19 protein-coding genes and 1 tRNA gene are annotated in these 22,086 nt (G+C 66.3%); 10 read left to right on the forward strand and 10 right to left on the reverse strand.

The features are described 5' to 3' along the window. Nucleotides 1–57 precede the first annotated feature (57 nt). A tRNA-Val gene (locus R5H32_RS11755) sits at nucleotides 58–132 on the forward strand. A 68-nt stretch (nucleotides 133–200) separates the two neighbouring features. Further along, nucleotides 201–326 (forward strand): type B 50S ribosomal protein L36, encoded by a 126-nt coding sequence (ykgO, locus tag R5H32_RS11760; protein WP_263334173.1) that lies wholly within the window; start codon nucleotides 201–203, stop codon nucleotides 324–326. A 67-nt stretch (nucleotides 327–393) separates the two neighbouring features. Here the strand turns inward: ykgO and R5H32_RS11765 are convergent, their stop codons facing one another. Next, nucleotides 394–2,067, reverse strand: a complete 1,674-nt coding sequence (locus R5H32_RS11765) for a peptidoglycan-binding domain-containing protein (RefSeq protein WP_318338867.1) — start codon at nucleotides 2,065–2,067, stop codon at nucleotides 394–396. 127 nt (nucleotides 2,068–2,194) lie between these two features. Further along, complete coding sequence (locus tag R5H32_RS11770; protein WP_318338868.1) at nucleotides 2,195–3,364, reverse strand: phenylacetate--CoA ligase family protein; 1,170 nt, start codon at nucleotides 3,362–3,364, stop codon at nucleotides 2,195–2,197. Nucleotides 3,365–3,484: 120 nt separating this feature from the next. On the opposite strand from R5H32_RS11770, the gene R5H32_RS11775 reads away from it, so the two are divergent. Beyond that, nucleotides 3,485–3,817 (forward strand): DUF6614 family protein, encoded by a 333-nt coding sequence (locus tag R5H32_RS11775; RefSeq protein WP_263334178.1) that lies wholly within the window; start codon nucleotides 3,485–3,487, stop codon nucleotides 3,815–3,817. A gap of 5 nt (nucleotides 3,818–3,822) precedes the next feature. Here the strand turns inward: R5H32_RS11775 and R5H32_RS11780 are convergent, their stop codons facing one another. From R5H32_RS11780 to R5H32_RS11815, 8 genes are all read right to left on the reverse strand, one after another. Continuing rightward, on the reverse strand, nucleotides 3,823–4,644 hold the full coding sequence (locus tag R5H32_RS11780; RefSeq protein ID WP_263334179.1) for an ABC transporter ATP-binding protein: 822 nt from the start codon (nucleotides 4,642–4,644) through the stop codon (nucleotides 3,823–3,825). Nucleotides 4,645–4,716: 72 nt separating this feature from the next. Beyond that, nucleotides 4,717–5,997 (reverse strand): ABC transporter substrate-binding protein, encoded by a 1,281-nt coding sequence (locus R5H32_RS11785; protein ID WP_318338869.1) that lies wholly within the window; start codon nucleotides 5,995–5,997, stop codon nucleotides 4,717–4,719. Nucleotides 5,998–6,069: 72 nt separating this feature from the next. After that, a complete protein-coding gene (locus R5H32_RS11790) occupies nucleotides 6,070–7,146 on the reverse strand; it encodes a branched-chain amino acid ABC transporter permease (RefSeq protein WP_318338870.1) in 1,077 nt (358 codons plus the stop codon). Then, a complete protein-coding gene (locus R5H32_RS11795) occupies nucleotides 7,146–7,520 on the reverse strand; it encodes a VOC family protein (RefSeq protein ID WP_318338871.1) in 375 nt (124 codons plus the stop codon). The genes R5H32_RS11790 and R5H32_RS11795 overlap by 1 nt, the downstream gene beginning before the upstream one ends. Continuing rightward, the gene (locus tag R5H32_RS11800; protein WP_318338872.1) at nucleotides 7,517–7,765 is read right to left on the reverse strand and encodes a hypothetical protein; all 249 of its coding nucleotides are present in this window, start codon (nucleotides 7,763–7,765) and stop codon (nucleotides 7,517–7,519) included. Before R5H32_RS11800 ends, R5H32_RS11795 begins: the two co-directional genes overlap by 4 nt. A 1-nt stretch (nucleotide 7,766) precedes the next feature. Next, complete coding sequence (locus R5H32_RS11805) at nucleotides 7,767–8,753, reverse strand: branched-chain amino acid ABC transporter permease (protein ID WP_318338873.1); 987 nt, start codon at nucleotides 8,751–8,753, stop codon at nucleotides 7,767–7,769. A gap of 80 nt (nucleotides 8,754–8,833) precedes the next feature. Next, nucleotides 8,834–9,655 (reverse strand): ABC transporter ATP-binding protein, encoded by an 822-nt coding sequence (locus tag R5H32_RS11810; protein ID WP_318338874.1) that lies wholly within the window; start codon nucleotides 9,653–9,655, stop codon nucleotides 8,834–8,836. Continuing rightward, nucleotides 9,652–11,631: a long-chain fatty acid--CoA ligase gene (locus R5H32_RS11815; protein ID WP_318338875.1), complete on the reverse strand. Its 1,980-nt coding sequence runs from the start codon at nucleotides 11,629–11,631 to the stop codon at nucleotides 9,652–9,654. Before R5H32_RS11815 ends, R5H32_RS11810 begins: the two co-directional genes overlap by 4 nt. Nucleotides 11,632–11,833: 202 nt before the next feature. On the opposite strand from R5H32_RS11815, the gene R5H32_RS11820 reads away from it, so the two are divergent. From R5H32_RS11820 to R5H32_RS11850, 7 genes are all read left to right on the forward strand, one after another. Beyond that, a complete protein-coding gene (locus R5H32_RS11820) occupies nucleotides 11,834–13,762 on the forward strand; it encodes a PAS-domain containing protein (protein WP_318338876.1) in 1,929 nt (642 codons plus the stop codon). After that, the gene (locus R5H32_RS11825) at nucleotides 13,759–14,490 is read left to right on the forward strand and encodes a response regulator transcription factor (RefSeq protein WP_318338877.1); all 732 of its coding nucleotides are present in this window, start codon (nucleotides 13,759–13,761) and stop codon (nucleotides 14,488–14,490) included. Before R5H32_RS11820 ends, R5H32_RS11825 begins: the two co-directional genes overlap by 4 nt. A gap of 26 nt (nucleotides 14,491–14,516) precedes the next feature. After that, nucleotides 14,517–15,653, forward strand: a complete 1,137-nt coding sequence (locus R5H32_RS11830; RefSeq protein ID WP_318338878.1) for a saccharopine dehydrogenase C-terminal domain-containing protein — start codon at nucleotides 14,517–14,519, stop codon at nucleotides 15,651–15,653. 403 nt (nucleotides 15,654–16,056) lie between these two features. After that, entirely contained in the window at nucleotides 16,057–16,821 is a 765-nt protein-coding gene (locus R5H32_RS11835; protein ID WP_318338879.1) for a DeoR/GlpR family DNA-binding transcription regulator, read from the forward strand. 300 nt (nucleotides 16,822–17,121) lie between these two features. Beyond that, nucleotides 17,122–19,413: an arginine/lysine/ornithine decarboxylase gene (locus tag R5H32_RS11840; RefSeq protein ID WP_318338880.1), complete on the forward strand. Its 2,292-nt coding sequence runs from the start codon at nucleotides 17,122–17,124 to the stop codon at nucleotides 19,411–19,413. A 725-nt stretch (nucleotides 19,414–20,138) separates the two neighbouring features. Beyond that, entirely contained in the window at nucleotides 20,139–20,420 is a 282-nt protein-coding gene (locus tag R5H32_RS11845; RefSeq protein WP_318338881.1) for a hypothetical protein, read from the forward strand. Between the two features lie 138 nt (nucleotides 20,421–20,558). Beyond that, nucleotides 20,559–21,605, forward strand: a complete 1,047-nt coding sequence (locus R5H32_RS11850) for a helix-turn-helix domain-containing protein (RefSeq protein ID WP_318338882.1) — start codon at nucleotides 20,559–20,561, stop codon at nucleotides 21,603–21,605. Nucleotides 21,606–22,086 lie beyond the last annotated feature (481 nt).

Below are 22,086 nucleotides of genomic sequence, written 5' to 3' on the forward strand. Positions count from 1 at the left end.
CGACGCGGTTCCGCCGCGGTCCGGCGCAAGCGGGATCGGCGGAAACAGCACCGGAACGGGCGGTTAGCTCAGCGGTAGAGCACTACGTTGACATCGTAGTGGCCACTGGTTCGATCCCAGTACCGCCCACCATCGCCCCCCTCGCGGGGGGCATCGTTGTTTTCAAGGGCGCGACGCGCGCCGCGAATAGGAGAAGACCGATGAAGGTCAGGAACTCGCTCCGCTCGCTGAAGTTGCGCCATCGCGACTGTCAGATCGTGCGCCGCAAGGGCCGCGTCTACGTCATCAACAAGACGCAGCGCCGCTTCAAGGCCCGCCAGGGCTGAGCCGCCGCAAGGACGGATTTGAAAAGGCCGCCGGTGAAAACCGGCGGCCTTTTCCTTTCGCGACCCCTCAGAACGAATCGACGAGGAGCCGCGCCACCGTGTCCTGCGACAGATAGCCCGTGACCGGCAGGTTGCGCGCCTGCTGGTAGCGGCGGATCGCCCGCCGGGTGTCGCCGTCGAAATTGCCGTCGGCCCGCCCCGGCTTCAGCCCCATCCCAGAGAGCCGCTGCTCGACCATCGCGCGCATCGTCGAATTGAGCCCGAGCGCCTGCTCCACCTGCTCGGCCCGCTGCCGCTCGGCCTCGGCCGCCGCGTTCACGTCGCGCCCGGAAAGGATCTGCCGGGCATCCTCGGCAAAGGCGCCGTCGGGATGGGCGGCGAGGTAGTCGCGATACCCCTCGGCGCTGTTGCGCCGCACCGCCCGGTCCCAGTCGGCGCGGTCGGAGCTCTGCGCCCCGCCGAGCCCGCCGCCCGCCCCCGCGAGCCGCTCCCGCGCGAGATCGGCATAGATCCCGTCCGGGTAGCGCCGCAGATAGGCCCGGAGCCCCGCCTCGTCGCCCGTCGCCCCGGTCTCTTCCCAGAAGAGCCGGTCGAGCCGCTCCGCATCGCCCTGCTGCGCCGCCCCGGCCCCGACCTGGCCCTGCCGCGCCGCCGCCTGCGCGGCGATGGCCTCCATCTGCGGCCCGGTGATGTAGCCCGTCGGCGCATGGCCGTTCTGGCGCTGCCAGCCCGCGATCGCATCGCGCGAGCCGCGGCCGAAGACCCCGTCGACGCCGTTGGTGTCGAACCCGATCGTCGTGAGGTCGCGCTGAATCTGGCGCCGCTCGCCACGGCCGAGCCGCAGCGCCGTCTCCGCCGCGAGGCCCTGCGCCGCCGGGTCGGCGGGCCGGTCGACATCGGCGATCGCCGCCCGCGCCGCATCGGCAAAGACCCCGTCCGGGTAGCGGTTGAGATAGGCCTCGTAGCCCGCCTTGCCGTCGATCGACCGCGCCGTCTCCCACACCGCGCGCTCCTCGGCGAAACCGGCCTCCGCCTCGACGGCCGGCGCCGCGGGCGCGGGCGCCGCCGCCACCGGCAGGCCCGGACCCATGTGCTCGGGCAGGAGCGGCGTGCCGGTGCCGAGATAGCCCTCCGCCACCAGGTCCTCGGCGCGCTCGGCGAGCCCCGCCGCCGACAGCGCACGGTTTTCCATCGCCTCGGCGGCGAAGGCCGCGACCGTCTCGGCATCGCCGGAGATCACCGTCACGCCCTGCGGAATGTCGAGCCGTCCGAGCCCCGGCGCCAGCCCGCGGCCAAGCTCGATCCGCCGCTCCTCGGTGCCAAGCAGCACCAGCGCCCCGCCCGGCCGCTCCGCCGCGATCCGCAGGAGCGTCGCCACCGGCACGCCAGCCCGGTCGGCCCCGGCCAGCGTCGGCGCATCGGCGTCGATCCCCAGAAGCCAGCTATCCTCCCCGGCATGGGCGAAATGGCCAAGCGCCAGGATCACGCTGCGCCCCGGCATCTCGGTGCGGCCGTAGAACTCCGCGATCAGCGCCCGCATCGCCTCGGCGGTCAGGTCGCCGCCGCTCGACGTGGCGAAGCCCGCCGCCGCCAGCGCCTCGGCGGCGTCGAGCGCGTCGAGCCCGGAAGAGATGTCGCTCGCGTTGTCGTAGTTCTCGTTGCCGATGACGAGGGCCGCGTCCTGCGCGAAGGCGGGGGCGGCGAGGAGGGCGGCGAACGCGAACAGGCTGATGTGCTTCATGGGGCGGCTTTCCTTCTGGTAACGGCGGCGAACCTAGCGAGGTGCGCGCCGTTATCCCATCACAGATCGCCCCAACGGGGGTGCAGTCGGCTAACAAGAAGCGGAAAGCCGCCGGTCGCGCGCCGCCTCACTCGTACTGGCGCTGGTCCTCGATCACCTTGCCGTCGTTGGGCAGCGACCCCCTCGGCACGAGCTGGATCCGGCCGCGCAGCTTCAGCGTGTCGATCACCGACTTCTCGAACGCGGCGGCATCGCCCGCCTCGGTCTCGACCATGACCGTCATCGCGTCCATCTCGCCCTCGCGGGTGGCGACGACGCGGGCGCGGGCGATCTCGGCATGGCGGGCGACGAATTCCGCGACCTGCTCGGGGCGCACGAACATGCCCTTGATCTTGGTGGTCTGGTCGGCGCGGCCCATCCAGCCCTTGATCCTGAGGTTGGTGCGCCCGCAGGGCGAGGCGCCCGGCATCACCGCCGAGAGGTCCCCGGTGGCGAAGCGGATCAGCGGATAATCCGGGTTGAGCGTCGTCACCACGACCTCGCCGACCTCGCCCTCGGGCACCGGGTCGCCGGTGCCGGGGCGGACGATCTCGACGATCACGCCCTCGTCGACGATCATCCCCTCCATCGCGGCGCTCTCGTAGGCGATGTTGCCGAGATCGGCGGTGGCGTAGCATTGCAGGCAGGCGATGCCGCGGTCGGCATATTCGGCCCGGAGCGACGGAAAGAGCGCCCCGCCGCCGACGGCGGCCTTCGCGATCTTCGGCCGCTCGCCCATTTCCTCGGCACGGTCGAGGATCACCTTCAGGTAATCCGGCGTGCCGGCATAGGCGGTGGTGCCGATATCGACGGCGGCGCGGACCTGCAGATCGGTCTGGCCGGTGCCGGCCGGCAGCACCGCCGCGCCGACCGCGCGGGCGCCGTTCTCGAAGATCATGCCCGCGGGCGTCAGGTGGTAGCCGAAGCAGTTCTGCACGATGTCGCCCCTGCCGATCCCGGCGGCATGGAGGAAGCGCCCCACCCGCCACCAGTCATGGCCGACGCCGCCCGGCTCGTAGATCGGCCCCGGCGACTGGAAGACATGGGCGAGGTTCGAGACCGGCAGCCCGCCGAAGGGCGGCTTCGCCTTCTGTGCCGCGACGAGATCGGACTTCCTGAGGACCGGCAGCTTGGCGAGATCGCCGAGGCTCGCGGCCGGGTCACGCCCGTTCAGCGCCAGTTGGGCATTCAGGGCCTTCAGCTGGTCCGCGGCGCGCTCGTCGGCGGAACGGGTTTCGAGGGTGTCATATCCGGTCATCGTTCAGTTCCTCGACACAGCGCGGACGTCCAGCCGACGCCGCCATGTGGATTTTCTCTTGAAGACTTCGGGGTTTGCCGTCCGGCGTGGTACGCTGGGCGCGCGCGAAGGGAGGACAGGATGGCCTATCACATGCACACGATCTTCAATCTCAAGCCCGGCATTGCGGAGCCCGACTTCGCCGCCGCCCTCGCGGATTTCGCGGCCCATCTGCGCGACGAGAACCTCCTCCTTCGCGTCGGCCCCCTCGGGCGTCGCCACCGAAATCCGACGCTCGACACCGACACGGACCGCGGCCATCAGTTCTTCGTGACGATGACCTTCACGGGCCGCCGCCAGGCCGACGATGCCGTCGACCGAATCCGGGCGCGGACCGAGCCCCTGCTCGGTCTGCATCGCGCGGTCTATGGAAAGGTTCACGATCAACTGTTCACCTGTTTCGAAGACATCTGACCCGATCACGCCAGCCAGCGCTTGCGGCGGCGGTAGGAGCGCACGTCGCGGAACGACTTGCGGCCCTCGTCCGACATGCCAAGGTAGAATTCCTTCACGTCGGGATTCTCGCGCAGCTCCTTCGCCGGCCCGTCCATCACCACCCGGCCGCTTTCGAGGATGTAGCCGTAATGGGCGTAGCGCAGCGCCACGTTGGTGTTCTGCTCGGCCAGGAGGAAGGTCACGCCCTCCTTCTCGTTGACCGATTTGACGATTTCGAAGATCTGCTCGACGAGCTGCGGCGCGAGGCCCATCGAGGGCTCGTCGAGCAGGATCGTCTCCGGCTTCGACATCAGCGCCCGGCCGATCGCGCACATCTGCTGCTCGCCGCCGGAGGTGTAGCCGGCCTGGCTTTTGCGGCGCTCCTTCAGGCGCGGGAAATAGCTGTAGACCATCTCGAGGTCGCGGGCGACCGCGCCGGCGCCATCCTTGCGGGTATAGGCGCCCGTGAGGAGGTTCTCCTCGACCGTCAGGTGCTCGAAACAGTGGCGCCCCTCCATCACCTGGATGACCCCCATCTGCACCAGATCGGCCGGCGCCATGTCCTGCACCTTCTGGCCGCGGTAGACGATCGAGCCCTTCGTGACCTCGCCGCGCTCGGAATGCAGCAGGTTGGAGATCGCCTTCAGCGTCGTGGTCTTGCCCGCGCCGTTGCCGCCGAGAAGCGCGGTGATGCCGCCCTTCGGGACATTGAGGCTCACGCCCTTCAGGACGAGGATCACATGGTTGTAGATCACCTCGATATTGTTGACCTCGAGCAGCGTCTCGGTCTTGCCGGCGTCGAGCATGGGGGCCTCCCGTGCGGAAGTTGATCCAATGGACCCCGGCCCTGGTCGGGCCGGGGAAGAGATGCATGCCGCTCAGTTGCAGCGTTCGGCGATATTGTTCTCCGCGGCGAAGGCGGCGGAGTCCTCCATCACCAGCGGCGTCAGCACCTCGTCATCCGGCGCGATGAAGCCGGTGATCAGGTTCCACTGCTTGGCTGAGGCGTCCCACTGCTGGATCATCGCGGCGCCCGGACCGCCGTGATCCTCGCAGGACGAGGCGAAGGGCTGGCCGAAGTTCGGCAGGCCAAGCTCGGCCATCCGCGCCTCGGTGATCTCCAGCGCCTCGAACCCGTCGCGGAGCTCGGCCGCCGTGATCGTCGCGTGGCCGGCGAGTTCCTGCGCCTTGCGGATCGCTTCCGAGATCACCAGCGCCGCGTACATGCCGCGCGAGTAGAGCACCGACCCGACCTGGTCGCCCGCGCCGGAGGACTTGCCGGCGTCATAGACATACTGCTTGAGGTCGGCATAGACCGGGTAGTCCATCCCGGTGCCGTGCATCGCGAGCGACTTGTAGCCGTTGGCGCCATCGCCGGCGGGCAGCACGTCGTTCTCCGAGCCCGACCACCAGACGCCGATGAAGTTCTCCATCGGGAAGCGGATGTTCGCGGCCTCCTGGATCGCCACGGCGTTCATCACGCCCCAGCCCCACATCAGCACGTAGTCCGGCTTGTCGCGGCGGATCTGCAGCCACTGCGATTTCTGCTCCTGGCCCGGATGGTCGACCGGAACCTCCACCAGTTCATAGCCGTGCTTCGCGGCAAGATCCTGGAGCGTGCGGATCGGCTCCTTGCCATAGGCCGAGTTGTGGTAGACGAGCGCGATCTTCTTGCCCTCGAGGCTGCCGCCGTTCTCGTCGAGCAGATACTTGATCGCCACCGAGGCGGCGTCCCAGTAGTTGGCCGGATAGTTGAAGACGTTGGAGAAGACCTTGCCGTTCGCGGCCGAGGTCCGGCCGTAGCCCGGCGTGTAGAGCGGGATGTTGTCCGCCGTCACCTTCGGAATGAGCTGGTAGGTGATGCCGGTCGACAAGGGGTTGTAGACCAGCGCGCCGGAGCCCTTGGTGGCCTCGTAGCATTCGACACCCTTTTCGGTGTTGTAGGCGGTCTCGCATTCCGGGGTCGCGACCTTCTCGCCGCCGATGCCGCCGTCGCGCTCGTTCAGAAGCGTGAAGTAGTCGTTGAAGCCGTCGGCATAGGGGATGCCGCCCGGCGCGTAGGGGCCGGTCCGGTAGCTCAGGTTCGGCACGACGAGCTCGGCCATCGCCGGCGTTGCCGTGGCCATCGCAAGAGCCAGGGCGGTCATGGTCTTTCTCATTCTGGGTCTCCTCCCAAGGTTAAGCGTTACGACATGCCGGCGCGCGGGCCGGTCTTCTGGTTGGGCGGCCCCTCAATGCGGGAAGGGCCAAAGCCGGAGTTTCTCCTTCGCCAGCCGCCAGAGCTGGTTGAGCCCGTGCGGCTCGGCGATCAGGAAGATCACGATCAGCGCGCCGACGATCATCAGCTCGACATGCGCGGCAAGGTCCGTGGCCCAGCCGAGCTGGCCGACGAGGACGTTCTTCAGGAGCACCGGCAGCAGCACCATGAAGGCCGCGCCCGCGAAGCTGCCGAAGATGCTGCCCAGCCCGCCGATGATGATCATGAAGAGGATCAGAAACGACTTCTGGATGCCGAAGGCCTCGCCGACCTCGGCCGCGCCGAGATAGACCGCGAAGAACAGGGCCCCCGCCACGCCGATGTAGAAGGACGAGATCGCGAAGGCGGAAAGCTTGGTCGTCAGCGGGTTCACCCCGATGATCTCGGCCGCGATGTCCATGTCGCGGATCGCCATCCACTTGCGGCCCACGGTGCCGCGCGTCAGGTTCCGCGCGAGCCAGGCCAGCGCGACGAGGATCACGAGGCAGAAGAGGTACTTGGCGCTCGCCGTGGTGTTGGCGCCGGTCACCGCATGGCCGAGGATCGTCCGTTCCGGCGCCGAGATCTGGCCCGAGGCGGAGTAGTTGTAGAACCACGGCACCTTGTTGAAGAGCCAGACGAGGAAGAACTGCGCGGCGAGCGTCGCCACCGCGAGGTAGAAGCCCTTGATCCGGAGGCTCGGCAGGCCGAAGAGGACGCCCACGCCCGCCGTGATGCCGCCCGCGAGGAGGACGTGGATCAGGATCGAGACCTCGGGGAAGGCGGTCATCAGCTTGTAGCAGGCGTATGCCCCGACCGCCATGAAGCCACCGGTCCCGAGCGAGACCTGCCCGCAATAGCCGGTGAGGATGTTGAGCCCGATCGCCGCGATGGCATAGATCAGGAACGGCACGAAGACCGCGTTCGCCCAGTAGTCGTTGATCAGGAACGGCACCGCCCCGAAGGCCACCGCGAGGATCGCATAGTAGCGCCAGCGGTCGAACCTGATCGGAAAGGTCTGGCTGTCGTCGACGTAAGACGTCTTGAAGTCACCTGCCTCACGGTAGAACATCAGCCAAACTCCTTCGCTTCGCCTGGAAAATCATCGCCCTGCGGCTGGACGAGGCAGAACCGGTGCCCGGTCGGCGCCTCCATCACGATCCACGTCCTGACCCGCGCCACTTCCTTCGCACCCAGCGCCTTCAGCCGGGCGCATTCGGCCTCCACGTCGTCCGTCTCGAAATCGAGATGGACACGCGGCTCGTGATCGACCGCCTGCAACAGCACGCGCGGATAGCCCTTGTGGCCATCGAAGGCGGCGTACTTGCCGCGCTCGTCGATCTCGCCCTTCATGCCAAGCATCTTCGACCAGAAGCCCACGGCCTCGGTCAGGTCGCCGGTCTTGCAGTCGATGCAGACGACGCCTATGCGGGACCTGTGGCTCATGCCTCGCCCCCGTCCGTGCGGTGATGCTCGCGCGGCACCTGGTTGGCACGGCGGGCGTAACCCGTGGCCTCGGAGTGCCTCACCAGCCAGAGCCAGGCGACGATGCCCACCGCCGCGCCGACGGATGCGAGGATCGTCGCCACAACCGCCCGGCCTGCACCGTCGTCGCTTGTCAGCGCGAGGTAGCCGAAGGCCCAGAAGCCGCCCCAGGCGATGACGTTGAGGATCGCGATCAGCTTTGCCACGTCACACCCTCTCGATGATCTTTTCGCCGAAGAGGCCCTGCGGCCGGAAGACGAGGAACAGGAGCGCCAGCACATAGGCGAACCAGTTCTCGGTCGCGCCGCCGATCATCGGGCCGGCGAAGAACTCGAAGAGCTTCTCGCCCATGCCGATGATGAGCCCGCCGACGATGGCGCCGGGGATCGAGGTGAAGCCGCCGAGCATCAGGACCGGCAGCGCCTTCAGCGCGATCAGCGAGAGCGAGAACTGCACCCCGGACTTCGATCCCCACATGATCCCTGCGACCAGCGCGACGATCCCGGCGATCGACCAGACCAGCACCCAGATGAAGCGGAGCGAGATCCCGACCGAAAGTGCCGCCTGGTGGTCGTCGGCCACCGCGCGCAGCGCCCGCCCGTACTTGGTGTACTGCGAGAACAGCGTGAGCGAGAGCACGAGGAGCGCCGCGACCACGGTCGCCACGATGTCGAGATTGTCGATGAAGAAACCGTAGCCGAAGGCGTTGTAGGTCACCGTGTCGATCGTCTCGTTGATCCCCTGCGGCAGGCCGACGTCGAGCTTCTTGATGTCGGCGCCCCACATGATGTCGCCGAGCCCTTCGAGGAAATAGGCCAGCCCGATCGTCGCCATGAAGAGGATGATCGGGGCCTGGTTGACGAGGTGCTGGAGCACGAACTTCTCGATGATCACCGCGAGCAGGACCATCACGGCGGCGGTGAGCACGATCGCGACCACCGCCGGCAGGTGCCAGCCGAAATGGTGCAGGTTGGTCCCGAAGATCGCGTTGATGAGATGGGCGAAGGGCACCTGGCCGTTCTGGAACCCGACGAGCGTCAGCGCGGCGAAGAGCGCGAGCACGCCCTGCGCGTAGTTGAAGATGCCGGACGCCTTGAAGATGAGGACGAAGCCCAGGGCCACGAGCGAGTACATCACCCCGGCCATGAGGCCGTTGAGCGTGACCTCCATCGCGAAGAGGATCTGGTCAGACATGGCGGATCTCCCTGTTCCGCTGGCGGCGGGTGTCGGTACGGGCGCTGTACGAAAGCTGTACGCGGGCGGTACGGAGGCGGTCAGTCATGCGAGACCCCCAGATAGGCGTCGATCACGTCCTGGTTGTTCCTCACCTCGTCCGGCGTGCCGTCGCCGATCTTCTTGCCGTAGTCCATCACGACGACCCGGTCGGAGAGGTCCATCACCACGCCCATGTCGTGTTCGATCAGCGCGATCGTGGTGCCGAACTCGTCGTTCACGTCGAGGATGAAGCGCGACATGTCCTCCTTCTCCTCGACGTTCATGCCGGCCATCGGCTCGTCGAGAAGGAGGAGCTTCGGCTCGGCGGCAAGCGCGCGGGCGAGTTCCACGCGCTTCTTCAGCCCGTAGGGCAGCCGTCCCACCGGCGTCTTCCGGATCGGCTGGATTTCGAGGAAGTCGATGATTTTCTCGACTTTTTCCCGGTGCTCCGTTTCCTCGCGCTGGGCACCGCCCCACCACATCGCCTGCGACAGGAGGCCCGATTTCATCAGCGTGAGCCGCCCGGTCATGATGTTGTCGAGGACCGACATCCCGTCGAAGAGCGCGATGTTCTGGAAGGTGCGGGCGATGCCGAGGCGGGCGACCTGGTAGGGCTTCATCGGGCCGCGCTTGTAGCCCTTGAACCAGACCTCGCCCTCCTGCGGGACATAAAAGCCGCTGATGACATTGAGCATCGAGGACTTGCCCGCGCCGTTCGGCCCGATGATCGCACGGATCTCGCCGTCGCGGATATCGAAGGAGATGTCGGTGATCGCGTTCACGCCGCCAAAGCGCAACGTGATGTTCTTCATCTCCATCAGCACGCCGCCGATCTTGCGGCCATCAGCGGTGGTGTAACCCTCTGAATTCATGTCCTTCATTCCGCCGCCATCCTTTCCGCCACCCGTTCCACCTTCGCGTCGCGCAGGGTCAGCGTCGCCTTGATCTTGCCCTTGCGGCCGTCTTCGTAGGTCACCTCGGTCTCGGTGTAGATCTCGTCCTTGCCGCCGTAGAGCGCGTCGATCAGGTCGGCGAACTTCTCCTCGATGATCTTGCGGCGGACCTTGCGGGTGCGGGTCAGCTCGCCGTCATCGGCGTCAAGCTCCTTGTGCAGGATCAGGAAGCGGTGGATCTGGCAGCCCGCCAGCATCGGGTCGGCGGCGACCGACTTGTTCACCTCCTCCACGTGGGACTGGATCATCTCGTAGACCTTCGGGTGGCCGGCGAGTTCCTGGTAGGAGGCATAGGCGATGTTGTTGCGCTCGGCCCAGTTGCCGACCGCGTTGAGGTCGATGTTGATGAAGGCGGTGCACATGTTGCGGCCCGCGCCGAACACCACGGCTTCAAGGATGTTCGGGTAGAACTTGAGCTTGTTCTCGACGTATTTCGGCGCGAAGAGCGTACCGTCGGCCATCTTGCCCACATCCTTGGCGCGGTCGATGATCCGAAGATGCCCAGTGCCTTCCTCGAAGAAGCCGGCGTCGCCGGTCGCCACCCAGCCTTCGGCATCCTTCGTCGAGGCGGTCGACTCGGCGTTCTTGTAGTATTCCACGAAGGTGCCGGGCGAGCGGTAGAAGACCTCGCCGTTGTCGCCGATCCTGACCTCGACGCCGGGCGAGGGCACGCCCACCGTATCCGACCGCACCTCGCCGTCCGGCTGCTGGGTGATGAAGACCGAGGCCTCGGTCTGACCGTAGAGCTGCTTCAGGTTGATCCCCAGCGACCGGTAGAAATCGAAGATCTCCGGCCCGATCGCCTCGCCGGCGGTGTAGCCGACGCGGACACGGGAAAAGCCGAGCGTGTTCTTCAGGGGCCCGTAGACGAGGATATCGCCGAGCCAGTAGCGGAAGCGGTCCATGCCCGAAACGGGCTTGCCGTCGAGGATCGCCGGACCGACGCGGCGCGCGATGTCCATGTAATGGTCGAACATCCGCTTCTTCAGCCGCCCGGCATCCTCCATGCGGATCATCACGTTCGTGAGCTGGCCCTCGAAGACCCGCGGCGGCGCGAAGAAGTAGGTCGGCCCGATCTCGCGCAGGTCGGTCATCATGGTCGAGGCGTTCTCGGGGCAGTTCACCGTGAACCCGGTCCAGAACGCCTGCCCGACAGAGAAGATGAAATCGCCGACCCAGGCCATCGGCAGGTAGGCCAGGACCTCGTCGTCGCGCTTCAGATGGTCGAAGGCGGCGGAGTTCTTCGCGGTCTCGATGATGTTGCGGTTCGACAGCACGACGCCCTTGGGCTTGCCGGTCGTGCCCGAGGTGTAGAGCATCACGCAGGTATCGTCATAGGTCAGCTCGGCGATGCGCTTGTCGAGTTCGGGCCCCACGCGCTGCGCCGCCGCACGCCCCTCGGCGGCGATGTCGGCGAGCGCGTTCATGCGGGTGTGGTCGTATTTGCGCATGCCGCGCTTGTCGAGATAGGCGATGTGGTGGATCTGCGTGCCCTTGTCGCCGAGCGCCTCCTGCACCTCGAGCACCTTGTCGACCTGCTCCTGGTCGCCCGCGACGATGAAGCGCGCGCCGCAGTGCTCGAGCACATAGGCCATCTCCTCGGCCACGGCGTCCTGGTAGAGCGGCACCGGTACCGCGCCGCACATCTCGGCGGCGACCATCGACCAGTAGAGCGCCGGACGGTTGCGGCCGATGATCGCGACATGGTCGCCCCGCTCCATCCCCAGCGTGAGGAAGCCGAGGGCGATCGCACGGACCTCCTCGGCGGTCTCGGCCCAGGTCCAGCTTTGCCAGATGCCGAATTCCTTCTCACGGAAGGCAGGCGATCCGCCCCACTTCGCGGCGTTGCGCGCCAGAAGCGCCGGGATGGACTGCAAGTCGCCCGTCGTCGCGTTATGTGCCACCGATGGTCCTCCCCCGCGCCGTCGGGCGGCGCCTGCTTCGCCTGCGGACGATTCCTCCGATGTCCGCAGCTTCCGTGCAAGACGATTGCGGCCAAAGGTTTCCGGACTTTTTCTCAATCCTTTCGAATTGTAACAGGCCCGTCTTCCCCTTTGCGGCCCGCGCCCGCCGGTGCTAGCGATAGGGCGAAAGGAGCCCTCGCGGATGGAGCGGACCGACACGCGCGCCAAGCTGACCCAAGCCGGGCTGAACCTCATCCAGCAGGCGCTGTCGATCTACGACAAGGACCTCCGGCTCGCGGTCTGCAACCGCCGCTTCCAGGAGATGTTCGAACTGCCGGAGGAGCTTGTGACGCCGGGCGCGGCGTTCGAGGACACGATCCGCTATCTTGTCAACCGCGGCGAATACGGGCCGGTGGAGAACGAGGAAGACGCGATTCGGACACGCGTCGAACAGGCCCGCGCCTTCCAGCCGCACTACATGGAGCGGACCCGCGCCAACGGCCGCACGATCTCGGTCGAGGGCTCGCCCCTGCAGCAGGGCGGCTGGGTCACGGTCTATACCGACATCACCGAGATCAAGGCGCAGGAAGCACTCCTGCGCACCCGTTCCGAGGAACTGTCGGACCAGCTCCTCACCCATGCCGAGCGGCTTGCCCAGGCCAACCGCGCGCTCGGCGCGACGAACGCGGCGCTGACCGAGGCCAAGCGCGAACTGACCGAGATGGAGGCGCGGACCCGGCTCGTGACCGAGATGATGCCGGCCCATATCGCCCATGTCGGACCCGATCTCGTCTATACCTATTCGAACCGGCGGCTGTCGGCGGTGATGCCGGGCAGCCTTTCCGACATCGTCGGCCGCCCGGTGCCCGAGGCGCTGGGCGCCGAGACCTTCGCCAAGATCGAGCCGGGCCTCGGCCGCGCGCTCTCGGGCGAGCCGAACGTGTTTGAGTTCACCCACGACGCCTCGGGCCGCCGGATCCGGCTCGCGCTGACGCCCGACCGCGGCACCGACGGACGGGTTCAGGGCGTCTACATCCTGTCGATGGATGTCACCGAGGAAACCCAGGCCCGCGCCGCATTGAGCCAGAGCGCAAAGCGCGAGCTTGCGGCCCAGCTGACCTCAGGTCTCGCGCACGACTTCGCCAATCTCCTGACGATCATCCTCGGGCTGCAGGGGCGGTTGGAACGGATCGAACATCTGCCGGCCGACGCTTCCGACCTCGCCCGCGCGACGCTCGCCGCCGCGCGGCGGGGCGGCACGCTCCTCGACCGGATCGCCGCGATCTCCGGCCCGCGCGAGATCCATCCCGCCGCCACCGACCTTGCCGCCCTCCTCGACGAGCTCCGCATCATGGCGGGGCCGTCGCTGCCTGAGGGGATCGGCCTCGACATCCTTGTCGCAGCGACCATGGGACCGGTGCTGCTCGACGCCGGATCGCTGCAGGATTCGCTCCTGAACCTCGTCCTGAACGCCCGCGACGCGATCGGCGCGGGCGCGGGGCGGATCACCCTCACCGTCCGCCCGGTCCGCGACACCTGGATCGAGATCAGCGTCGCCGACACCGGGCCCGGCTTCTCGGCGGCGGCGCTCGAACACGGGCTCGATCCGTTCTTCACCACCAAGGGTGGCGAGGGGTCGGGGCTCGGCCTGTCGATGGTCTATGACCACACAAAGCTGATGGGCGGCAGCGTGAAGCTCGCCAACCGTCCGGAGGGCGGCGCCAAGGTGACGCTGCGGCTGCCGCTGAGGCCGGTCGGCCCGGCGCCGGCCGCGCCGCTTCTGGTGCTGCTCGTCGAGGACACCGAGGAGATCCGCACCGACATCCGCGAAATGCTCACGGCGATGGGCCACAATGTCATCGAGGCCGCGAGCGTCGCGGAGGCGGAGGAGCTTGCGGACCTGCCGGGGGTCGATCTGATCCTGTCGGACATAAGCCTGCCGGGCGACCGTAACGGCGTCGATTTCATCCAAGGCCTGGCCGCCCGCGACCACCCGGCGCGGCGGCTCCTGATGACGTCGCTGCCGCCGGGGGATGCTTTGCGCGCCCGCGCCGGGGCGGTTCCGATCCTCACCAAACCCTTCACCGCCGCCGAGCTCGCCGCCGAGCTCGCCACCCGGGAGGCCGCATGAGCCAGACCAACCCGCGCGGGCCCGATACCCGGCCCCATGTCGCGATCCTCGACGACGAGACGGAGATTCGCCGGATGCTGTCGGACGCGCTGGAGGAGGCGGGCTTCCGCACCTCTAGTTTCGCGCGCGCGACCGAGTTCGAGGCCGCGCTGAACCGGATCACCCCCGATGTCTGTCTCGTCGATCTTGGCCTGCCGGACCGCGACGGGCTGGCGCTGGTGCATCGGCTGGCGCTGGAATCCGGCGCCGCGATCATCATCATCTCGGGCCGGGCGCAGGTGCAGGACCGGGTGACGGGGCTCGAGCTTGGCGCCGATGACTACATCATCAAGCCTTTCGATCCGGCCGAGGTCGTGGCGCGCATACGCGCCCGGCTTCGCAAGGGCCGCGCCGATCCCGAGCGCGCCGCCACCGTGGCGCGCTTCGCCGGCTGGAGCGCCGATTTCGACCGTTACGTTCTTGTCGACGAGGAAGGTGCCGAGGTGCCCTTCTCCCATGCCGAGGGCGAGGTTCTGCGGCTCTTCCTCGACAGTCCGAAACGGCTGATCTCGCGCGCGCAGATGCAGGAGAGCCTTGGCGGCGCGGCGGGAGAAAGCTTCGACCGGGCGATGGATGTGCGGATCTCGCGGCTCAGGACCAAGCTCGGCGAGGACCCGAAGAACCCGCGCCTGATCAAGACGATCTACGGGGCGGGCTACATCTTCCTCGGCGACGTGCACTGGCGCTGACGGGGCTGCGGAAAGGGAGGAAAGCGATGCGAATTCACTGGTGCGGCACCGGCCTTTCGGCAGTTCCGGGCCTTAGGCGGCTGATCCTCGCAGGCCGTCCGGTGACGGTCTGGAACCTGCCGGTCGAGGCGGCCGTGGAGGCGGTCGGCGATCTGACCGACGAGATCCGGGCGATGGAGCCCGCGACCTTCGACGCGGCCCTCGGCCGGGGCGACATTGTCGTCTCGATGCTGCCAGCGCATCTGCACGGCAGCCTCGCGCGGACTTGCGTGGGTCGCGGGGCGCATTTCATCTCGTCGAGCTACATCACCGACGAGATGCGGGCGCTCGACGAGCCGGCGCGCGAGGCCGGGGTGACGATCGTCAACGAGGTCGGGCTCGACCCCGGCATCGACCACCTGATGGCGCATGACCTCGTCGCCCGCTACCGCGCCTCGCCGGCCTATGACGTGGCGAACGTCCTCTCGTTCACCTCTTATTGCGGCGGGCTTCCGGCGATCCCGAACGCCTTCCGCTACAAGTTCTCCTGGTCGCCGCTCGGCGTTTTGAAGGCGCTGATGGCGCCGGCGCGGGCGATCCGGGACTTCTCGGAGTTGCGGGTGGCGCATCCCTGGGACGCGGTCACGAGCTTCGCCGCGCCGCTGCCGGTGCCGGAAACCTTCGAGGTCTACCCGAACCGCGACAGCCTGCCCTATGTTGCCGATTACCGCTTCGACCCCGCCTGGAAACTGCGCGACTTCGTGCGCGGAACGCTCCGGCTCAACGGCTGGGCCGATGCCTGGGCGCCGGTCTTCGAGGCGCTCGCCGCGGAGCCCGACGCGGCAACTCTCGAGGACCTGTCGGACCGGCTGCTGAAGGAACACCCCTTCGGCCCCGGAGAGCCGGACCGGGTCGTGCTGTGCGTCGCGCTGAAGGCGGAGCGGGCGGGCGTGCCGGTCTGGCACGAGAGCTGGGCGCTCGACGCGCGCGGCGATGTGCGCGGCTCGGCGATGGCGCGGCTCGTCTCGGGGACGGTGGCGCTTGCCGTCGAGGCGGTGATGGCGCGGGAGCTGCCCGTCGGGCTCCATGCCGCGCCGCACGATGCGCGGCTCGTGGCGCGCTGGCTCGAGGCGATCGGGCACGAGGCGCAGGTCATGCGGCGGATCGACGTGACCAGGCGTTGAGCTCGCCCGGCGGCATCCCGCGCGATGCCGCCGCCGGCGACGCACGGATCATGAATCTCGGATCCGACCATATCGGACATCGCGAGGGCCTCCCCGTTCGTAACGGCCGCATTCGCTTTCTACCGAACTGACCGCGCCTGGAAGCAAATCGGGCTCGCTACCGTTCGTTTTCCTTTCTCTATCGCCGCGATGTTCGATTCCCGGGGAAAATGTGGCAGGGTGGACCCAGGCAGCGCGTTCACTACGGTTCCGGCAACGCCTGCAACGCGGTTCTGCGGACATGGCGGAGCTTGCCATGCTCGGTCTTGTTCGTTTTTCAGAGAAGCCGGCGTGAAAAGGAGCCTTTCGGCTACCGCCACGCCCGGCCCCATCAGAGAGCGGCCCAGCCAGATTGGAGCTCCGTATGTCTCAATCGTTCAGGCAACCCGAAATCCTCGATATCGCCCGCCGCGAAGGACGGGTGACGGTCGAGCGGCTGGCGGAGCATTTCGGCGTCACCCATCAAACCGTGCGCCGGGATCTGACGGAGCTGTCCGATGCGGGGCAGCTCGAGAGGGTGCATGGCGGCGCGATCCTGCCCTCCGGCACGATGAACATCGGCTACGAGGACCGGCGCGCGCTCAATGCCGGAGAGAAACAGGTGATCGCGCAAGCCTGCGCCAGAGCGATACCGGACAACGCGTCGGTCTTTCTCAATATCGGCACGAGCACTGAGGCCGTCGCGCGCGAGCTCTTGCGTCACCGGGATCTCATGGTCGTCACGAACAACATCAACGTCGCGAACATTCTTGCCGGAAACGCCCAGTGCCAGGTGATCGTCGCCGGCGGAACGCTGCGGCGATCGGACGGGGGACTCGTGGGGAGCCTGACAACCCAGACGATCCGCCAGTTCAAGTTCGACCTCGCCGTGATCGGCTGCTCGGCGCTCGATCAGGACGGCGACATTCTGGACTTCGACATTCAGGAGGTCGGCGTCAGCCAGACGATCATCCGGCAGTCCCGCAAGACCTTCCTCGTCGCCGACCACTCCAAGATCCAGCGCAATGCGCCCGCCCGGATCGCCTCTCTCGCAGAGATCGACGTGGTGTTCACGGATGCCGAGCTTCCGGGCTCGCTGTCGGCGAAGTGCCGCGACTGGAGCACCGACGTCGTGGTCGCCTTGACCTGAACCACTCTGGCAGAAAGCGCGCCCGACGGGACGCAGAGCCGCCCGGCCCGGCCAGCACGGCCGTCATGTTTCCGGCACCCGAGGGGCCGCAATCCCGCGAAAGGACTCGCCGTATCGCGCGCGGATGGCCGGCCCAGCCGGCCGTTCCGCGCCGGAATCGTTCGGCAGGCCTTGACGGCAGGCCGATCAACCGGAAGAAACATGAACAGTCCCCAGACCAACATGCCTGGGAACAGGGGTTGTTTCGCCGCCGGTGCGACGCGTCTTCCCCATATGCCGTTATGCCAGAAGGAAAGTTCCATGAAGTTTCGCTTTCCCATCGTCATCATCGACGAGGATTTCCGCTCCGAGAACTCCTCGGGCCTCGGCATTAGGGCAATGGCGCAGGCCATCGAAAACGAGGGTTTCGAAGTCCTGGGGGTGACCAGCTACGGCGACCTTTCCCAGTTCGCGCAGCAGCAGTCGCGGGCCAGCGCCTTCGTTCTTTCCATCGACGACGAGGAATTCAGCCCCGGCCCGGACGTCGACCCGGTCGTGACAAACCTGCGCAGCTTCATCGAGGAAGTGCGCTGGAAGAACGCCGACGTGCCGATCTACGTCTACGGCGAGACCAAGACAAGCCGCCACCTGCCCAACGACATCCTGCGCGAACTGCACGGCTTCATCCACATGTTCGAGGACACGCCGGAATTCGTGGCGCGTCACATCATCCGCGAGGCCAAGAGCTACATCGAAGGCATCCAGCCGCCGTTCTTCCGGGCCCTGCTCGACTACGCCGAGGACGGCTCATACTCGTGGCACTGTCCGGGGCATTCGGGTGGCGTGGCCTTCCTGAAAAGCCCGATCGGCCAGATGTATCACCAGTTCTACGGCGAGAACATGCTGCGCGCCGACGTCTGCAACGCGGTGGAGGAGCTCGGCCAGCTTCTCGACCACAACGGCGCCATCGGCGCCTCCGAGCGCAATGCCGCGCGCATCTTCAACGCCGATCACTGCTTCTTCGTCACCAACGGGACCTCGACCTCCAACAAGATGGTCTGGCACCACACGGTGGCGCCGGGGGACGTGGTGGTGGTGGACCGCAACTGCCACAAGTCGATCCTGCACAGCATCATCATGACCGGCGCCATCCCGGTGTTCCTCAAACCGACGCGGAACCACTACGGAATCATCGGCCCGATCCCGCACAGCGAGTTCGAAGTCGAGACGATCAAGGCCAAGATCCGCGCCAACCCGCTGCTCGCCGATGTCGATGCCGATACCGTCAAGCCGCGCATCATGACGCTCACGCAGTCGACCTACGACGGGGTGCTCTACAACACCGAGAGCATCAAGGGCATGCTCGACGGCTATGTCGACAACCTGCATTTCGACGAGGCCTGGCTGCCGCACGCGGCCTTCCACCCCTTCTACGGCAGCTACCATTCCATGGGCCGCAAGCGCGGGCGCACCAAGCACTCGGTCACCTACGCCACGCAGTCGATCCACAAGCTCCTCGCCGGCATCAGCCAGGCCAGCCATGTGCTGGTCCAGGACTCGCAGGACACGAAGCTTGATCGGCACCTCTTTAACGAAGCCTACCTGATGCACACGAGCACGAGCCCGCAGTACAGCATCATCGCCAGCTGCGACGTGGCCGCGGCCATGATGGAGCCGCCGGGGGGCACCGCACTCGTCGAGGAGAGCATCGCCGAGGCGCTCGATTTCCGCCGCGCCATGCGCAAGGTCGACGAGGAGTTCGGCCAGGACGACTGGTGGTTCCAGGTCTGGGGGCCGGACGAGCTTGTGGAGGAAGGCATTGGCCGCACCAAGGACTGGGTGCTGAAACGGACGGACGCGGATGGTGTGCAGCCCTCGGACGGCGAGGATTCGTGGCACGGGTTCGGCGATATGGCGCCCGGCTTCAACATGCTCGATCCGATCAAGGCCACGATCATCACGCCCGGCCTGAACCTCGACGGGCGGTTCGAGAAGACCGGCATTCCCGCCTCCATAGTGACCAAGTATCTGGCCGAACACGGGGTGGTGGTCGAAAAGACGGGCCTCTACAGCTTCTTCATCATGTTCACCATCGGCATCACCAAGGGCCGCTGGAACACGCTCCTGACCGCGCTGCAGCAGTTCAAGGACGACGTCGCCCGGAACCTGCCAATGTGGCGCGCCATGCCGGAGTTCTGCGCCAAGCAGCCGCGCTACGAGCAGATGGGGCTGCGCGACCTCTGCCAGCATGTGCACGCGCTCTATGCCAAGTACGACGTGGCGATCCTGTCCACCGACATGTACCTCAGCGACCTCACGCCGGCGATGAAACCCAGCGAGGCGTTCTCGCATATTGCGCGCCGGACCACGCAGCGCGTGCCGATCGACGACCTGGAGGGCCGGATCACCACCAGCCTTGTCACCCCCTACCCGCCGGGCATCCCGCTGCTGATTCCGGGCGAGGTGTTCAACAAGAAGATCGTGGAATACCTGAAGTTCAACCGCGAGTTCGCGCGCGAATGCCCGGGTTTCGAAACCGATATCCACGGCCTCGTGCAGGAGGTCGGCGCCGACGGTTCGGTGCATTACTTCGCTGACTGCGTGGGCGCATGACCTAAGGGCCGGATACCGGTCGCGAGGCTGCCCGGCCAACGCGCCCGGCGCCTGACCGGATCAGGCAGATTCCCCTCGAGGGGTCTTGCCAGCGCAGGTTGACGCGGCTGCCCTGGTCCTGACCGTGTCGTGCCCGCCGCTCTCTTGCCGCCGGGCTGCGGCCGCGCGCGGGATTGGTTTGCAAATCGCCCGCCCGAGCATCCGCATCCGGCGCCAGCCCGCGATTCCACGCGCGGATTCTCCCCGTTCCGGCAGAAATTCGAAGCCCCTTTAATCTTACGTCAGGGCAGGCGCCGCTCGCGCCCTGATCGCCCTCACCGGTCGCTCCAGCGCGGCGCGCCCGACCCGGAGACGGTGGCCGATATGCGCGCTCGCCTTGAAACGCTGTTGCCGCATCATGGATGCAGCGGCAGGGCACGGCTTCTTGGCGGAATCCGGGAGCAAGCCTTCAATCATGAACACGAAATCGACGGCACCCCCGGCTCGCGATGTCGATCTAAAGCGGAAGTCCGGCGCTCCCCAATATAAGGTTCCGAATTGGAAGGCAACCGGAACTGCTGCAACGGATGCTCAAGGGGCGAAAGAATCACACTGTCCGAATATGGCTAGCATCCTTGATTTGCGCGATGCAATAGTGACGCTGCTAAGCATCGCGGGGTTCACCAAAGGTGACCTCTGCTGTGCAGCCCAGTTAATGGAAACCGTGATTGAATTGGAGAATACCCATGAAAAAGCTGCTCTCGCTTGCGGTGCTGGCATGTGCTTTCGGCACCGCTGGCATGGCGCAGACCTACGCCGAAAAGCTCTATGAAAACGGCTCGCTCACCCTCAACAATACGGAACAGTATCTCAAAGACCTGCTGCTCGATCACGGCGTGTCCGAAGAATGTCTCGGCAAGCTTTCCTGGGCCGATGCGTCTGAGATGCAGATGATCATCGACGGCAGCGACAACCGCGAGGGCAAGAAGACCCAGATCAAGCTGATTCTCGACAAGCGTTGCAAGTGATCTAATACTTTTTGGGTAGGGCGGATCCGCCCTACCCTTATAACCCGGCGCGGAAACGGCGCTGGAGAATGAGCGATTTACAATTCTCGATGGGTGAGATTCAGGCTTGGAGAGAGACCGCTGAAAATGCGAGTTCCTATGATCTCCAGCCGTGCATTCGTCGGCTTCGCGGACCCCGTCGAGGAAATGATCGGACCGCGCGCATTGGCCTCGCTCTTGGAGCGAGTCGACCTGCCTGAAACGGTCCTGCGCAGTTTCAAGCACTATGTCCCCCAGAGCCGCCAGCTGAGTTTCTTTGAGGGCCTGTCACAGGCAATCAAGGGGGAAGCGTGCCTGGAACTTGCAAAGCACGCCTCGATTTCAACATTTGGCAAGTTCGCAGATTATGTGTCCGCCGCCGAGACTTTTGGTGACGCGATCCATCTGGCTTGCGCGATGATGCCCTACCATACCTCGCACGACCGCCTCTCCCTTCAGACCAAGGGTAATCTTGCCTTTTGGAATTACCACTCCGTGTTGCGCAATGTAAAAGGCTATAGACACTATGCGGTGCTGGCGGCGCGGGTTATGGCCTCGCTGGGCGAAAGGTACATTACTGGAAAGTCTCTCCTCGATCACGTCGGTTTTGATTTTCCAAAGCCGGCAAATGTAGCGAGGTATGAACAGCTGTTCGGATGCGAAATACGTTTTCAGCAGCCTTCGATCACCCTGGCTTATAAGCGCTCCGCGCTGTCCTGTGCGCAATTGGTGCGGCCATCGAAAATGACGACGCTGAACGACATCGTACTGGAAGTGACCACGCCTGCCCCGAAGGAGTCATTGGCCGCGGTGGAGGCCATGATCCGCCTCGGCCTGGAAGAGGGGAGCGTCGAGATGGGCCAGGTCGCGCGGCGGCTGGGGTTCGGGGAACGGACCCTGCGGCGGAGGATGGACGAATTCGGCATCTCCTACCGCGATCTCGTGCTGAAGACGCGGATCGACAAGGCGCGCGAGCTTATCGCCGAGACCGACATTCCGATCATCGAAATCGGCTTGATGCTCGGCTACTCCGACGCATCGCATTTTGGCCGCGCGTTCAAGCGCCTGACGGGCATGGCCCCCAGCGAAGTCCGCAGGACGGACACGGAAAAGTCAACGCTCGACCATCCGGCACCGTCGGCGCAAGCCAATGGCGGTGCGGTCTAGGTGCCCTGCCCCTGATCGGACGCGACCGTTATTCGCGGCGCCCCTTTTCGTAGAATCGCGACGTCTTTTCGCCCGTGTGACACGCGGAGCGGACGACTTAGCTCGCTCGAACAGACGCGAGGCGCTGTTCCGGTACGACTTTCAGGACACCTCGCCGAGCGCCGACTCCGAAGCCATGAACCTGTCTGCTTTGCGCGCTCTGCCCGTACTTCTCGCGGCAGGAGAACTTCGCTCTCGTAGCCGTGGCGCCAGTTCACCACAACGACACTCGCGTCGGGGGCTGCGCGGCAGAAGTCGAGGAAACGTGCGGGGCATACGACGCCGTGCCGGCATGACGGATGACCGATCTCGAACGCCCGGCCGCACGCTTACCGCCACCAGGAGCGCGATCCTCGGTGCCGGCTCCCCTTGGCGGCACCGCCGCAATGCGCGGACATAACTGCCGACGATGGGGTGCTCGTGTCCTTGACCATCGACCGCC

The organism is Defluviimonas sp. D31 (assembly GCF_033436765.1).
Taxonomy (GTDB): domain Bacteria; phylum Pseudomonadota; class Alphaproteobacteria; order Rhodobacterales; family Rhodobacteraceae; genus Albidovulum.

What these genes read in the sequence shown, in the direction of transcription:
- ykgO (WP_263334173.1), top strand. Translation starts at nt 201, where the DNA reads ATGAAGGTCAGGAACTCGCTCCGCTCGCTGAAGTTGCGCCATCGCGAC.
- R5H32_RS11765 (WP_318338867.1), bottom strand. Translation starts at nt 2,067, where the DNA reads ATGAAGCACATCAGCCTGTTCGCGTTCGCCGCCCTCCTCGCCGCCCCC.
- R5H32_RS11770 (WP_318338868.1), bottom strand. Translation starts at nt 3,364, where the DNA reads ATGACCGGATATGACACCCTCGAAACCCGTTCCGCCGACGAGCGCGCC.
- R5H32_RS11775 (WP_263334178.1), top strand. Translation starts at nt 3,485, where the DNA reads ATGGCCTATCACATGCACACGATCTTCAATCTCAAGCCCGGCATTGCG.
- R5H32_RS11780 (WP_263334179.1), bottom strand. Translation starts at nt 4,644, where the DNA reads ATGCTCGACGCCGGCAAGACCGAGACGCTGCTCGAGGTCAACAATATC.
- R5H32_RS11785 (WP_318338869.1), bottom strand. Translation starts at nt 5,997, where the DNA reads ATGAGAAAGACCATGACCGCCCTGGCTCTTGCGATGGCCACGGCAACG.
- R5H32_RS11790 (WP_318338870.1), bottom strand. Translation starts at nt 7,146, where the DNA reads ATGTTCTACCGTGAGGCAGGTGACTTCAAGACGTCTTACGTCGACGAC.
- R5H32_RS11795 (WP_318338871.1), bottom strand. Translation starts at nt 7,520, where the DNA reads ATGAGCCACAGGTCCCGCATAGGCGTCGTCTGCATCGACTGCAAGACC.
- R5H32_RS11805 (WP_318338873.1), bottom strand. Translation starts at nt 8,753, where the DNA reads ATGTCTGACCAGATCCTCTTCGCGATGGAGGTCACGCTCAACGGCCTC.
- R5H32_RS11810 (WP_318338874.1), bottom strand. Translation starts at nt 9,655, where the DNA reads ATGAAGGACATGAATTCAGAGGGTTACACCACCGCTGATGGCCGCAAG.
- R5H32_RS11820 (WP_318338876.1), top strand. Translation starts at nt 11,834, where the DNA reads ATGGAGCGGACCGACACGCGCGCCAAGCTGACCCAAGCCGGGCTGAAC.
- R5H32_RS11825 (WP_318338877.1), top strand. Translation starts at nt 13,759, where the DNA reads ATGAGCCAGACCAACCCGCGCGGGCCCGATACCCGGCCCCATGTCGCG.
- R5H32_RS11830 (WP_318338878.1), top strand. Translation starts at nt 14,517, where the DNA reads ATGCGAATTCACTGGTGCGGCACCGGCCTTTCGGCAGTTCCGGGCCTT.
- R5H32_RS11835 (WP_318338879.1), top strand. Translation starts at nt 16,057, where the DNA reads ATGTCTCAATCGTTCAGGCAACCCGAAATCCTCGATATCGCCCGCCGC.
- R5H32_RS11840 (WP_318338880.1), top strand. Translation starts at nt 17,122, where the DNA reads ATGAAGTTTCGCTTTCCCATCGTCATCATCGACGAGGATTTCCGCTCC.
- R5H32_RS11845 (WP_318338881.1), top strand. Translation starts at nt 20,139, where the DNA reads ATGAAAAAGCTGCTCTCGCTTGCGGTGCTGGCATGTGCTTTCGGCACC.
- R5H32_RS11850 (WP_318338882.1), top strand. Translation starts at nt 20,559, where the DNA reads ATGATCTCCAGCCGTGCATTCGTCGGCTTCGCGGACCCCGTCGAGGAA.